Here is a 13,831-nt window from a genome sequence, read left to right on the forward strand (position 1 = left end):
CACACGCAGAGCGGGGCCCCGCGATCCGGGGGGACGGATCGCGGGGCCCCGCCGGGATCCGCAGCCCTGGGGCGTGGGCCGCGCCGCCGGGGTGCGGGCGGCGGCCCGCCGTGAGGGGCGGCGAGAGCCGTCGACCCCGGGGCACCGAGGACGCTACGCGCGGGGAATCGGGCCGTGCAATACCCGACGGCCGAATCCGGCCGCCGGCCGCCCGGCCGCCACGCGCACACATGTTATTGCGCGTTGGCCAACCCCACCCCGGAAATTCGTACACAGGTCAACGTTTTCGCTCATGTTCGGGCAATCCCATTGCCGCTTCCGCGCCGGGGCGAGCATCTTTGTGTCCGGCCGGTACGAGAACCCGTCGCGGGACACACATTTCCTCCGTACGCACTGGTGCCTTCGGGCGCGGGCTGGTCTATGTTGCAGACGTTGTGAGTTGACGTCGGCCCCGCAGCAGGCCCACGGTGCGTCGCCCACCCGAGCCGAACGTCGAGCCGTACGTCCCGGCCAGTGAAAGGGACAGCGCATGCCGAACGCCCTCCACGCATCGGCCTCCTCGGAGCAGCTGGGACCGATCCCCCGGGAGCTCGCCACCATCATGTGGCCCGAGCTCCCGCCGCTGCTCGACGAGATCAAGGCCGAGGTCATCCGCGCGTACCCGGAGTTCGCGGACGTCTTCGCGGGCCCGCACGGCCGGTTCGTGCACTCGGCGATCGAGCAGAGCCTGACCATCTTCGTGGACCAGGTGGTGCGGCCCTCGGTGCCCTCGCCGCTGCGGGACGAGATGATCCGTACGTTCGGCCGGTTCGCCGCCGCCCACGGCCGCAGTCTGGACACCCTGCGCGGCACCTTCCGCGTCGGCGCCCGGGTCGCGCTGCGCCACACCAAGAAGGTGGGCAAGCGCTACAACCTCTCCCCCGTCTTCATGCTGTCGTTCGCGGACACCCTGTTCGCGTACATGGACCAGTTGGAGGGGCTGGCCAGCGAGGGCTATCTGGAGGCCAGGTCGTCGGCCGAGGACAACCAGGACGAGTTACGAAGAAAGATCCTGCGGCTGATCGCGTCGGGCAGCGGCACGCCCCGGGCCACCCTCGTCGAGCTGGCCGAACGGGCGGGCTGGCAGCTCCCGGAAGAACTGACCCTGGTCGCGCTGAGTGCCGGCGCCCACCCGGCGCGCACCGCGCTGCGGGGCGACGTGCTGATGGACCTCGGGGACCCGCAGCCGTATCTGCTGGTGCCGGGCGCCCTGGACGCGGAGCGCCGCACGGCCCTCGCCCAGGCGCTCGGCGGGGCGCGCGCGGCGGCCGGGCCCACGGTGTCCCTGGCCGGGGCGGCCGACTCGCTGCGCTGGGCCCGCCAGGCGCTCGGCCTCGCGCTGTCCGGGATCATCACCGAGGCGCCCGTCGTCCACAGCGCGGACCACCTGGTCACCCTGCTGCTCATGTCGGACCCGGCGCTCCTGGAACTGCTCGCGGCCCGTGAACTGGCCCCGCTCCAGGGCCACACGGCGACCCGCCGGGAGCGCCTGATCGAGACGTTGCGGGCGTGGCTCGCCACCCGTGGCACCGCCGCCCAGATCGGCGAGGTGCTGCACATCCACCCGCAGACCGTCCGCTACCGGATGCGCAACCTCGACGCGGCCTTCGGGCGCCGGCTGGCCGACCCCGAGCACCGCTTCGCCACCGAGGTCGTGCTGCGCGCGATGCATCTGCGCGAGCGGGCCGATGCGCTGCCCGCCTCCTCGGTCACCTCGGCCCGTACAGCTCCTCGATCTCGTGGGCGTACGCGGCGGCCACCGCCCGCCGCTTGACCTTCAGGGACGGGGTGAGCAGTCCGTTCTCCTCGGTGAACTCGCCCGCCACCAGCCGGAACCGGCGGATCGACTCGGCCTGGGAGACCGCCTCGTTGGCGTGGTCCACGGCCTTCTGGACGTCCGCGACGAGCTCCCGGTCGTCGACCAACTCCTCGACGGGGGTGTCCGTGGGCCGCCCGCGCACCGCCAGCCAGTGCTGGAGCGCCTCGGGGTCGAGCGTGACCAGCGCGGCGACGTACGAGCGGTTGTCGCCCACGACGATGCACTGGCCGACCGGCGGACGGCTGCGCAGCCGGTCCTCCAGGACGCCGGGCGAGACGTTCTTGCCGCCGGAGGTGACCAGGATGTCCTTCTTGCGGCCGGTGATGGTCAGATAGCCGTCGTCGTCGAGCCGCCCGAGGTCACCGGTCGCGAACCAGCCGTCGGCCAGGACACCGTCGGTGGCCTCGGGGTTGTTCCAGTAGCCGCCGAAGACGATCGGCCCCTTCACCAGGACCTCGCCGTCGTCGGCGATGCGGACCGAGGTGCCGGGCACCGGCCGGCCGACCGTGCCGGGGCGCGGGCCGAGCGGCGGGGTGAGGGCGGCGGCCGCGGAGGTCTCGGTGAGCCCGTAGCCCTCGAAGACGAGGATGCCGGCGGCGTAGAAGAAGAGGTTCAGCTCGGGGTCGAGGGGCGAGCCGCCGCAGAGCGCGTACCGCAGCCGCCCGCCGAGCTCCTTGCGCACGCGCCGGTAGACCAGCAGGTCGTAGAGCGCATGGCCGAGGCGGAGTGCGGGGCCGGGCCCCTTTCCCTTGCCGAGGAAGTGGTTCAGTGCCGCCTCGCCGTAGCGCACGGCGATCCGGTCGGCGCGGTCGAAGGAGGCGCCGCGGCCGATCCGCTCGGCGGTGGCCCGCCCGGTGTCGTGGATCTTCTCGAAGAGGTACGGGACACCGACGACGAAGGTGGGCCTGAACTCCCGTAATTCGGGGCGGAGTTCGTCGGGTTTGAGGCTGGGCCAGTGGCCGAGCTCGATGCGCGCCAGCATGCAGGCGAGCTGGAGGGTGCGGCCGAGGATGTGGGCGAGCGGCAGGAAGAGCAAGGTGGAGGCGGTTTGCTTGCTGACTTCCCGGAAGACGGGGTGCATCAGCTCGACGGTGTTGGTGGCCTCGGCGTACAGGTTGCCGTGGGTGAGCACGCACCCCTTCGGCTTTCCGGTGGTGCCGGAGGTGTAGCAGAGGGTGGCGACGGTGTCGGGGCCGAGCGCGGCGCGCCGTCTGTGGAGCTCCTCGTCGCTCGTCTCCCGCCCGCTGACGGCGAGTTGGGCCAGAGCGCCGTCTTCGATGACGAACACCCGGCGGCCATCGGCGGCCGCCCCGGCCGTCCGCACCTCGGCCCCGCTCTCCGCGATCAGCATCCGGGCGCCGGAGTCCGCGAGGATCCAGTCGATCTGCTCGGCCGAGGAGGTGGCGTAGACGGGGACGCTCACCCCGCCCGCCGCCCAGATCGCGAAGTCGAGGACGGCCCACTCGTAGCGGGTGCGCGACATCAGCGCGACGCGCCCGCCGGGTTCGAGCCCGGAAGCGACCAGCCCCTTGGCGGTGTCGGCGACTTCACGGGCGAAGGCGGCCGCGGTGACCGGCTGCCAGCGCCCACCGCGCTTGCGGCGCAGCACCACCGCGTCCGGCGCCTCTGCGGCGTTCGCGAACGGGATGTCGGCGACGCTGCCCGGCCCGGGCCCGGCGGCGAGCGGAGCGACCCGCGCCTCGCGCACCTCACCACCCTCGCGCACGAGTTCCACCCAGGCCCGCCCGGTGAGACCTCCGCGCCGCACGGCCGTCCTCAGATCCTTCCGTACGCCCATGCAACGACTCCTCTGCTCGGCTCGGGGCGGAGTGGTACGGAGCACTTACCGGTGGTACGAGAAATGACTGACTGGTCAACTTACCGTCGCGTAACGAGAAATCAATCCCACCGGATCCGCCGAGCCGGACGGACGATTGTGGGAGGTTCCGACCAGAGCGCACCTCTTGCCCCGGCCTGGCCCGCGCCCCTTACAGTGCCCTGGGCCGTCGGGAGCCCGTCGGACGGGAGGGATTCAGGTGGGGCACTCGCGCGCCGCGCGGTGGGGGCGGTTCGCCGTCCACGTCCTGCGGGGGCAGGCACAGGTCGACTTCGTGCCGAGCGCCGTGACCGGCGCGGTCTTCTCCGTCGGGCTGTTCGTGGCGGGCTGGCACTACGGCCTGTACGGGCTGCTCGGCACGGCCGTGGGCACCGGCACCGCCCAGCTCCTCGGTGTGGAGCGGGGGCGGGTCGCGGCCGGGCTCGAAGGGTTCAACGCCTGTCTGGTCGCCGTGGGCTTCGCGGTGGTCCTGGGAGCCGGGCACCTGTCCACCGCGCTGCTCGCGGCGGGCGGCTGCGCGGTGGTCACCGTGGTCGCCGGGGCCACCGCCACCGTGCTGCGCACCTGGGGGCTGCCGACCCTGACGCTCCCCTTCTGCCTGACGGCGAGCGCCATGACGATCGCGGCGCCGGGCTTCAGCAAGGTGTGGCACCAGGGCGAAGGACCGGCCGCGCTCGCCCGCGCCGCCGAGGGGCCGGTCGCCCTGGGCCTGCGCGACGTGGTGCACGGCTTCTTCGCCAACGTCGCCCAGATCTTCCTGGTGCCGCAGTGGTACGTAGGGCTGATCTTCCTCGCCGGGATCTTCGCGGCCGACCGGCTGGCGGGTGCGATGGCCTGCGCGGGCAGCGCCGTCGGAATCCTCACGGCCTGGGCTCTGGGCGCACCGGCGGAGCGGATCGCGGACGGGACGACGGGGTACAACGCGGTGCTGGTGGCGATGGCGCTGTGCGGGGTGCTGCTCGCCGCCGACCGGTGGAGCCTCGGCTTCGCGGTGGTGGGGGCGGCGGCCGCGACCGTCCTGGGCCCGGCGCTGAGCGCGCTCCTCGCCCCGGCCGGGGGCCGCCCGTTCACCTGGCCGTTCGTCCTGACCACCCTGGTCTTCCTGGCGTCGGTCCCGGCGCTGCCGAGGCTGCGGCGCACGGGCGCGCCGGTGCCCGCCGAGCCGGACGCGAGCCGCGCGGCACTGCCCGGCTGACCCGCCGCGCTAGGGCCTGTCGTCACATTCCCGTCGTCGCCCGAAGGGCGGCCCGGCGGCGTCTGGTGCGTGCTCTGGGGGTCCCCCCTGCTCGAAGAGCTTGGGGGAGCGTGCCAGGCGTCGCCGGGCAGACGGGAATGTGACGACAGGCCCTAGCGCCCCCGGGCTCACCCGCACGGCCTACAGGGCATGCGCCCCACCTGCGGCGGTGTGAGGGTGCCAGTGTGACCACAGCCAGCGACACCGCACCCGCGGCACCCACCGCGCCGCCCGTGCTGGACGTCCGCCAGCGCAACATCGTCTTCGGCACGATCATGCTCGGGATGCTGCTGGCCGCGCTGGACCAGACGATCGTGGGCACCGCGCTGCCGACGATCGTCTCGGACCTCGGCGGCGCCGCCCACATGTCCTGGGTGGTCACCTCGTACCTGCTCGCGGAGACCGTCGCGACCGCGCTGGTCGGCAAGTTCGGCGACCTCTTCGGCCGCAAGGTGGTCTTCCAGGTCTCGGCGGTCGTCTTCATCACCGGCTCGTTCCTGTGCGGCCTGGCGACCAACATGTCGCTGCTCATCGCCTGGCGGGCGCTCCAGGGCATCGGCGCGGGCGGTCTGATGGTCACCGCGATGGCGCTGATCGCGGATGTCATCCCGCTGCGCGAGCGCGGCAAGTACCAGGGCGCGATCGGCGCGGTGTTCGGCGTCGCGACGGTCATCGGGCCGCTGCTCGGCGGGCTGTTCACCGACCATCTGAGCTGGCGCTGGGCGTTCTACGTGAACGTGCCCATCGCGGTCCTGGTGGTCATCGCCGCCGCCCGCACCATCCCCTCGATCCGGTCGGTCGCCAAACCGGTGATCGACTACCTCGGCATCGGCCTGATCGCGGCCGGGGCGAGCGCCCTGATCCTGGCGACGAGCTGGGGCGGCAACGAGTACGCCTGGTCCTCGCCCACCATCCTCGCGCTCTTCGCGGGCGGGCTGGCGGCACTGGCCCTGTTCTGCTGGGCCGAGACCCGGGCCGTCGAGCCGATGCTGCCGATGCGGCTGTTCCGCAACCCCGTCTTCACGGTCTGCTCGGTCCTCAGCTTCATCGTCGGCTTCGCGATGCTGGGCGCGATGACGTTCCTGCCGACCTACCTGCAGTACGTCGACGGCGACTCGGCGACCGTCTCGGGCGTGCGCACCCTGCCGATGGTGGTCGGGCTGCTGATCGCCTCGGTCTTCAGCGGCAACGTGGTCAGCAAGACCGGCCAGTACCGCATCTTCCCCATCGTGGGCGCCCTGGTGATGGGCGTGGGGCTCTATCTGCTGTCGCTGATGGGCCCGGACAGCGGCGCCTGGCTGGAGTCGCTGTACATGTTCGTCCTCGGCCTCGGCATCGGACTGTGCATGCAGGTGCTGACGATCGCCGTGCAGAACACCGTCGACTACGCCGACCTCGGCACCGCGACATCGGGCGTGACCTTCTTCCGTACGCTGGGCAGCTCGTTCGGCACCGCGGTCTTCGGCACCATCTACGCCAACACCCTCAAGCCGAACCTGACGGACGGGATCGCGGCCGCGGCGAAGGCGGGCGGGGCCGACCCGGCGGCGCTCGCCAAGGCCGCGCAGTCCCCCGAGGGCCTCAAGTCGCTGCCCACTGCGACGGCCGAGCCGATCGTCCAGGCGTACGCGGACTCGCTGCACACCGTCTTCCTGTGGACCGTGCCGGTGGCGGTCGTCGGGTTCCTGGTGGCGCTCCTCCTCAAGCAGGTCGAGCTGCGCGACACCGCCCGCTCCGCCTCCACCGACATGGGCGAGGGCTTCGCGCAGCCGTCGACCGGCGACTCGCAGAAGCTCCTGGAGCTGTCGGTCGGCAAGATCGTCCGCAGTACGGGCATCGACACCGCGCGCCACATCGTGACCCGCTCCGACTCCCGGCTCGACATGGCGGGCGCGTGGGCGGTGATGCAGGTGGAGCTGTTCACCAGGACGGTCGGGCACGCGAGCCTCGGTCTGATCGCGGCCCGCCGCCACGTGCCGCCGGAGGTGCTGGTGCCGGTCTTCCAACGGATGGTCGACGAAGGGTTCCTGACCCGCGAGGGCACCTACTTCTCGCTCACCGAGGGCGGCCGGCGCGAGGTCGACGCGATCAGCGCGTCCTGGTCGGACTGGCTCAACGAGCAGCTGGAGCGAGACCGGGGCCGGCCGCGCAGCGCCGAGCTGCGGGCCGCCGCCGACGCCATCGCCAAGCGGCTGCTCGCCGAGGACCTGGCCAACGGCCTGCCCCCGGCCGACCGTACGACGGTGGGTGCGGCCAGGTCCTGACCGCACCCCGCGACCCGAGGAGCCCCCGTGCCTCAGCCCGTATGTCCCCCGTGGCCGTCGTGGCCGCCGTGCCCGGCGTGGTCGAACTTGAGCGCCTCCGGCGGCGCCACCACGTACGGCCGCATCATGCCCATGTCTTCGTGCTCCAGCAGATGGCAGTGGTACATGAACCGCCCGTACGCGCCGTCGAAGCGGCCGAGCACCCGCACCAGCTGCCCCGCCGGGACCCGGAAGACGTCCTTGAGCCCGCGCTCGTTGGGCGCGACCGGGATGGGCCGGCTCGCGTCGTAGGCCACCGGCTTGCGGGTGCCGCCCAGCTTCGCGTCGAAGCCGTCCACGGTGTACGCGTCCCGGCCCATCAGCTGGAAGTCGGCGAGGTGGATGTGCATCGGGTGGACCGGGCCGCCGAGGTTCAGGAAGCTCCACTGCTCGAAAGTGCCCTCGGCGACGGTGAACCCGAGCCCGTCGTTGAAGGTGCGGGAGATCCGCCGGTACGTCTTCACCTTGCCGTCGGCGCCCTGGACCTGGATCACCCCGTCCGCCGGCCCGGTCGGGCCTTCGGTGACCTCGGCCATCTCCCAGATCTCCGGGTGGCCGCCGCCCCCGACGGTGCCGGGCGGGGTGAGCACGATCAGCCGGTGGCCGTGGTGCACCTGCCCGTGCTCGTACCGCCGGAAGGAGCCGGAGAGCACCTGCGGCAGGACGAAGGCGTCGGGCTCGGGGCACTCGCGCACCCGGAACTCCATCACCTGCGGATAGCGCACGTCGTTCACCGGGTCGGGCACCCCGGCGGGCTTGCCCGCGCCCTTGTCGACCAGGCGCAGGCTGCGGCCCGCGAGCTCCCGGAAGTCGACGAGCAGGTCCATGCGCTCGGCGGGCGCCACGGTCAGCGTCGGCAGCGCCGCGTCGAAATCGACCGTCACCGGGGCGGGCAGCAGTCCGCCGTCGCTGCCGATCTGGTGGAGCACGCCGGGCACCGGGTTGTCCTCCTCGTCGAGGAGCACCAGGTCGTAGATCCGCGCGTTGGAGGCGTTGACGAGCCGGAAGCGGTACCAGGCCGCGTCGGTGTCGAGGTAGGGCCAGATGACTCCGTTGACCGTGGTGAACGGGCCGGTGAAGGGGGCCGAGACCGGCCGGCCCGTCTCGGCGTTCTTCGGGTCGATGACGAACGTCTTGTGCAGCAGCCGCCCGTTGAGGCGCCCGTCCTCGTCGGTGTCGAGGTTGCGGTCGGCGAGGATCAGCGGCATCTCCCGCTCCCCGCGCGGCAGCCGCAGCGCGTCCTCCTCGTCGTCGCGCACCAGATACGTGCCGACGAGCCCGGCGTACACGTTGAACCGGGTGATGTTCATGGCGTGGTCGTGGTACCACCACTGCACGGCCTGGTGGTCGTTCGGGTACTCGGAGAGCTGGGCGTCGCCCTGGGCCACCGCGTTGTCGGCCCAGCCGTCGTTGCCGCCGCCGGTCTGGGCGCCGTGCAGATGCGTGACGGTCCAGGCGGGCAGCGCGGCCACGTCCGCGTTGGGCTCGACGCCCCCGCGCCCGGCCTCGGTGGTGGCGGGCGGGGTGCCCAGCGGGCGGCGCGGCACCTCGACGGCGGTGACCGGGTACTCGCTGCCGCGCGGCACCCGGTTGGTCCAGGCGATCCGCACCCGCTCGCCGCGCCGCACCTCGATGGTGGGGCCGGGCACGGTGCCGTTGTAGCCCCACATCAAGGTGGGCGGCAGCTGGCTGTGCAGCCTCACCCAGGTGGGACGGACGGCGATCTCGGTCTCACGGCGCACATCGGCCTTGGCGGGCCGCAGCACTGCGGGAATCGGTAACCGGTCGGTGTACGGGACGAGTTCGTCCCCGGCGGTGTCGGACATCTTTTCCCCCTGATCCGGACAGTAACGACCGTTCATGAGAGAGGACGTATAAATCCCCGATCCGGTTCACTCCGTGAAGACCGCGTCCAGATACACCCAGGCACCCTCGTACCGGACGAAACGGCTCCGCTCGTACAGCGAGCCCTCGCCGCCGCCTTCGGTGTAGTGGGCGCGGAAGGTGACCTCGCCGGTGGTGTGGAAGGCGCTGCCGTCCTTGGTGTCCAGGACCTCCAGGCGGGTCCAGCACATCCCCGGGTCGAAGTCGACCCCGGCGGGCCGGTGGTCGGGGTGCCAGGTGCGCAGCAGATACGGCTCGTCGTGCACCGCGAAGGCGCTGAAGCGGGAGCGCATCAGGGCCTCGGCGGTGGGCGCCGCCTGCCCGGCGTGGTAGCGGCCGCAGCACTCGGCGTACGGCGCGGGCAGCCCGCAGGGGCAGTCCTCGGGGGCCTGGGGGCGGGCGGGTCGGGGGGTGCGTCGAGCCATGCCCCTATCTGACCACATCCCCTCGGCTGCGCACGGCACGGTCGGTATCAGCCGCAACTGCCGTGCGCACGCGGAACACTGGGCGCGAATGCCCCTTCCGGCCTGACCGCCACATCCGTATGCTCATCCGCCGACGTGACCGTTACCACCGGTAATAGGGGGCACCATGGAGCGTACGGGCAGCACTTCGGGCACCACTGCGGGCAGTACGAGACGCACGTTCGTCGCGGGGACGGCGGTGGCGGGCGCGGCGACCGCCCTGGGGCTCGAAGCGGCGGCACCCGCCGCGGCCGCGGCCCGCCCGGGGGCCGCCCCGGCGGCCGGGCAGTCGGTGGTCGTGCTCGGCGGCGGGGTCGCCGGCCTGACCGCCGCCCACGAGCTGGCCGAACGCGGCTTCCGCGTCACGCTCTACGAGCGCCGGGCGCTCGGCGGCAAGGCCCGCAGCATGGACGTGCCGGACAGCGCCCGCGGCGGGCGCGGCCCGCTCCCGGCCGAGCACGGCTTCCGGTTCATCCCCGGGATCTACCACAACCTGCCGGACACGATGCGGCGGATCCCCTTCCCGGGCAACCCGCACGGCGTCTGGGACAACCTGGTCGCGCCCAGGGAGATGATGTTCGCCCGCACCGGCCTGGAGGACCTGCGGGCGCCGATCCCGTGGTCGGGGACGCCCCAGCCGCTCACCCTCGACGATCTGCGGCGGGCGATCACCGGGATCCTGGGGATGTTCCAGCGGCTGCCCACGCGCGAGCTCGCGTACTTCGTGGACCGCTGCCTCGTCTTCCTCACCAGCTGCGAGGAGCGCCGCAACGGTCAGTGGGAGAGCACCCCTTGGTGGACCTTCACCCGGGCCGCCCAGATGTCCAACGAGTACCAGCGCGTCCTCGCCGTCGGCATCACCCGCAACATCGTGGCGACCAAGGCCGAGGAGGCGAGCACCCGCACGGTCGGCACGCTGGGCGAGGCGTTCGTGATGAACGCGCTCGGCCGGGGCGCCGACGGCCCGCCCGACCGCATCCTCAACACCCCCACCAACGAGGCGTGGATCGACCCGTGGGTGGCCCATCTGCGCACCCTGGGCGTGGAGTTCAAGATCGGCTGGACCCTGCGCTCGTTCTCGTACGACGGCGCCAGGGTGACGGCGGCCGTGGTCGAGGACCCGGCGGGCGCACAGCAGACGGTCACCGCCGACCACTACGTCTCGGCGCTTCCGGTCGAGCACGCACGGCTCACCTGGAACGCGGCGATGCGCGCGGCCGACCCCCAGCTGGCGCGCTGCGACAAGCTCAGGACCGACTGGATGACCGGCATCCAGTTCTATCTGACGGCCCGCCCGGACATCGTGCACGGCCATCTCAACTGCATCGACTCGCCCTGGTCGCTCACCGCGATCGCCCAGGCCGAGCACTGGGCGCACCACGACTTCGCGGCCGACTTCGGCGACGGCACCGTCGTGGACTGCCTCTCGGTGGACATCTCCGAGTGGGACAAGCCCGGCATCCTGTACGGGAAGACGGCGAAGCAGTGCACCCGCGAGGAGGTGTCGCGCGAGGTCTGGGCGCAGCTCAAGGCGGCGCTCAACGACACCGGCAAGACGGTCCTGAGCGACGGCAAGGTGCACTCCTGGTTCCTCGACCCGGGCGTCTCCGGCATCGGCACGCCGAGCCCGCGCAACGAGGACGAGCTGCTCATCCACCCGACCGGCACGTTCCACAACCGCCCCTCGGCGGGCACGAAGATCCCCAACTTCTATCTGGCGGGCGACTACGTGGCCGTCCCCATCGACCTGGCGACGATGGAGGGCGCCAACACCTCGGGGCGGCTCGCCGCCAACGCCCTGCTGGACCGGGTCGGTTCGACGGCCCCGCGCTGCACGATCACGCCCCTCTACAGCCCGCCCGAGCTGGCACTGCTCAAGGCCGACGACCGGTTGCGCTACCGGCTCGGCCTGCCCAACGCCTTCGACGTGGGCTGAGCGAGCACATGACACGGCCGCCGCCCGGCACCCCCGTCGAGGGGTGCCGGGCGGCGGCCGTCAGGATCACGTCAGCAGGAAGTCGGCCTGGCCCGACTTGGCGCCGAGGATGAACGCGGCGATCTCGTTGCTGGTGTAGATCAGAGCGGGGCCCTCCGGGTCGGCCGACTGGCGCACCGCGACCCGGCCGTCGGCCAGCTTCATGGCCTCGACGCAGTTGCCGCCGTTGCCACCGCTCCACGGCTTGTGCCAGCCCTCGGTCCCGAGCTCGCGGGCTGGCATGCCGTTGTATATGTGATCCATTCACAGCTCCTCGCGGAGATCCGCCAGGATCTCCTTCGTGCGTCGTGCAGTCGCGGCCTGGGCCGCCATGCGATCCATGACTTCGAGGTGGGTGTCGACCTCGGGACGCGCGTCGAGATAGACCGCGCCGGTCAGGTACTCGCTGTAGACCATGTCCGGGAGTTCCGGCACGGCAAATCTGAACAGGACGAACGGGCCGTACGTCCCCGGGTGGTGCCCCGTCGCGAACTCCGCCAGCTGGATCGTCACATGGGGCAGCTCGGCCGCCTCCAGGAGCCGGTCGAGCTGGCCGCGCATGACCTCGGGGCCGCCCACCGGGCGGCGCAGCACGGTCTCGTCCATGATCACCCAGAACCGCGGTGCGTCGGCCCGGGTGAGCAGCGACTGGCGCTCCATGCGCAGCGCCACGTGCCGCTCGATGTCGGCGGCCCTGGTCTGCCCGAGCGCGCCGCTGACCATCACCGAGCGCGCGTACTCCTCGGTCTGCAGCAGTCCGGGAACGAAGTGCGGCTCGTACGTCCGGATGAGCGAGGCCGCCCCCTCCAGGCTGACGTACATGCTGAACCAGTCGGGCAGGATGTCGTGGAAGCGCTGCCACCACCCCGGCTTGTTGGCCTCCTCCGCGAGCTCGATGAAACGGTCCGTCTCCTCGTCCCCGATGCCGTACGCCTTGAGCAGCAGCTGTACGTACGGGATCTTCAGCGCGACCTCGGCCGTCTCCATGCGGCGGATCGTGGCGGGAGCGACGCGGAGCACCTTCGCCGCCTCTTCGCGCTTGAGGCCGGCCCGCTCGCGCAGGTCCTGCAGGCGTTTGCCCAGCACGACCTGCCCCACGGTCGGGGCGGACCGGGGTTCACTCACGTCAGACCTCCCCTAACCCTGTTGCCGAGCAGTGTGCCATGCCACCTCAGCCCAGAACACAGCACTCTGCAATTTTCAGAGTGCCCCTTGCCAAGTGTCACGGATGGGTGGAAGGTAGGTCGGTGAACGCCCGCACCTGCGGCTGTCGCGTGCGACACCGCTTCCCCACTGTGAGGACCCGGTCGTGGCCCCTGTTAATGCGCTCGTCCCGCAGCTCATAGGCGCGGCCTCCACGGTGTCCGTCGCCGACGTCCGCCGGTACGCGTTCGACCTGTCCGCCCGACCGGAGTCCGCGGCCGCCGCCCGCCGCCACACCGCCGAGGTCACCGTCCGGTGGGGGCTGTGCGAGGAGCTCGGCGACGCGGCCGCACTGGTGATCTCCGAGCTCGTCACCAACGCCGTCGTGCACACCGCGGGCACCCGGGTGTCCTGCGAACTCTCCTTCTCCACCGGGCACTTGACGGTCGCCGTCAAGGACCAGGGGTACGGCACGGGCGGGCCCGCGCTGTGCGACGCGGCCGACGGCGAGGAGGGCGGCCGCGGGCTGCTGCTCGTCGACGCGCTGAGCGTCGCCTGGGGCGCCCACGACGTGCCGCACGGCACCGGCCGGATCGTCTGGGCCCGGCTCGGGGCGGTCCCCGCATGCTGAGGGGCCCACGCACACTTCTGTCCAGAGGCGGCCGGGATGAGGCTGGGGGGCCTCGGGGGCCCGGCTCGCAAGGGGGCGCCGGAGCGACCGGCGGCAGACTGGTGCTGCCGCCGGCGCTCCCGGCGTCTCTGGGCTGCGACGCGGTCGCGGTGCCCGCGTCCTACGGCTTCCGGGTGCTGTCCCGGCTGCCCCGCTCGGGCTGTGTCTTCGCCGACGCCGACTGCTGGTGGTGGATCGTCCCGGCGGACTCGGACCACGACCTGGCCTGGCCGCACCCGGCCCGCTACGCCCCGGACGCCCGCGTTCCGGAGAACCCGGGACGGCGGATGATCCACTGCCCCGAGGGCACCGGCCCGTACACCCCGCCCATCCCGCTGTACCTGGTGGTATGCCAGCTGACTGGAACGGCACCGGCATGGACCTAGGGCCTGTCCGGTGGGTCCGGTCGGCACGCGGGGGTTGGCACGCCCTCCCCCAAGGCCTAAAGGGCCAGGGGGGACCC

General features: G+C 72.2%; 10 protein-coding genes and 1 pseudogene. 6 read left to right on the top strand and 5 right to left on the bottom strand.

Annotated elements, in window-relative coordinates; genetic code table 11:
- Positions 1–529: 529 nt before the first annotated feature.
- The gene (locus QIY60_RS00825; RefSeq protein WP_283140614.1) at positions 530–1,813 is read left to right on the top strand and encodes a helix-turn-helix domain-containing protein; all 1,284 of its coding nucleotides are present in this window, start codon (positions 530–532) and stop codon (positions 1,811–1,813) included.
- Here the strand turns inward: QIY60_RS00825 and QIY60_RS00830 are convergent.
- Entirely contained in the window at positions 1,749–3,656 is a 1,908-nt protein-coding gene (locus tag QIY60_RS00830; RefSeq protein ID WP_283140615.1) for a long-chain fatty acid--CoA ligase, read from the bottom strand. The two genes, QIY60_RS00825 and QIY60_RS00830, sit on opposite strands and share 65 nt — an antisense overlap.
- 238 nt (positions 3,657–3,894) lie before the next feature.
- Between QIY60_RS00830 and QIY60_RS00835 the strand changes: the two genes are divergently transcribed.
- Together QIY60_RS00835 and QIY60_RS00840 are read left to right on the top strand one after the other, a co-directional pair.
- On the top strand, positions 3,895–4,890 hold the full coding sequence (locus tag QIY60_RS00835) for an urea transporter (RefSeq protein WP_283140616.1): 996 nt from the start codon (positions 3,895–3,897) through the stop codon (positions 4,888–4,890).
- 224 nt (positions 4,891–5,114) lie between these two features.
- Positions 5,115–7,193, top strand: a complete 2,079-nt coding sequence (locus tag QIY60_RS00840; RefSeq protein ID WP_283140617.1) for an MDR family MFS transporter — start codon at positions 5,115–5,117, stop codon at positions 7,191–7,193.
- Between the two features lie 32 nt (positions 7,194–7,225).
- Here QIY60_RS00840 and phsA read toward each other — a convergent pair whose 3' ends face one another.
- Together phsA and QIY60_RS00850 are read right to left on the bottom strand one after the other, a co-directional pair.
- Positions 7,226–9,058 carry an O-aminophenol oxidase PhsA gene (phsA, locus tag QIY60_RS00845; protein ID WP_283140618.1) on the bottom strand — a complete coding sequence of 611 codons (1,833 nt, stop codon included), beginning with the start codon at positions 9,056–9,058 and terminating at the stop codon, positions 7,226–7,228.
- A gap of 66 nt (positions 9,059–9,124) precedes the next feature.
- Positions 9,125–9,541 (bottom strand): YchJ family metal-binding protein, encoded by a 417-nt coding sequence (locus QIY60_RS00850; protein ID WP_283140619.1) that lies wholly within the window; start codon positions 9,539–9,541, stop codon positions 9,125–9,127.
- Positions 9,542–9,707: 166 nt separating this feature from the next.
- Between QIY60_RS00850 and QIY60_RS00855 the strand changes: the two genes are divergently transcribed.
- On the top strand, positions 9,708–11,516 hold the full coding sequence (locus tag QIY60_RS00855) for an FAD-dependent oxidoreductase (protein ID WP_283140620.1): 1,809 nt from the start codon (positions 9,708–9,710) through the stop codon (positions 11,514–11,516).
- 66 nt (positions 11,517–11,582) lie between these two features.
- Here the strand turns inward: QIY60_RS00855 and QIY60_RS00860 are convergent, their stop codons facing one another.
- Both QIY60_RS00860 and QIY60_RS00865 read right to left on the bottom strand, forming a co-directional pair.
- Positions 11,583–11,819 carry a DUF397 domain-containing protein gene (locus tag QIY60_RS00860; protein WP_067166531.1) on the bottom strand — a complete coding sequence of 79 codons (237 nt, stop codon included), beginning with the start codon at positions 11,817–11,819 and terminating at the stop codon, positions 11,583–11,585.
- A complete protein-coding gene (locus QIY60_RS00865) occupies positions 11,820–12,680 on the bottom strand; it encodes a helix-turn-helix transcriptional regulator (RefSeq protein ID WP_283140621.1) in 861 nt (286 codons plus the stop codon).
- 184 nt (positions 12,681–12,864) lie between these two features.
- Between QIY60_RS00865 and QIY60_RS00870 the strand changes: the two genes are divergently transcribed.
- Positions 12,865–13,329: an ATP-binding protein gene (locus QIY60_RS00870; protein WP_283140622.1), complete on the top strand. Its 465-nt coding sequence runs from the start codon at positions 12,865–12,867 to the stop codon at positions 13,327–13,329.
- A 95-nt stretch (positions 13,330–13,424) separates the two neighbouring features.
- Positions 13,425–13,754: pseudogene (locus QIY60_RS00875) on the top strand (hypothetical protein); the annotation flags it as partial.
- Between the last annotated feature and the right edge of the window lie 77 nt (positions 13,755–13,831).

Origin of the sequence: Streptomyces sp. BPTC-684 (genome assembly GCF_030028635.1) — a bacterium.
Taxonomy (GTDB): domain Bacteria; phylum Actinomycetota; class Actinomycetes; order Streptomycetales; family Streptomycetaceae; genus Streptomyces; species Streptomyces noboritoensis.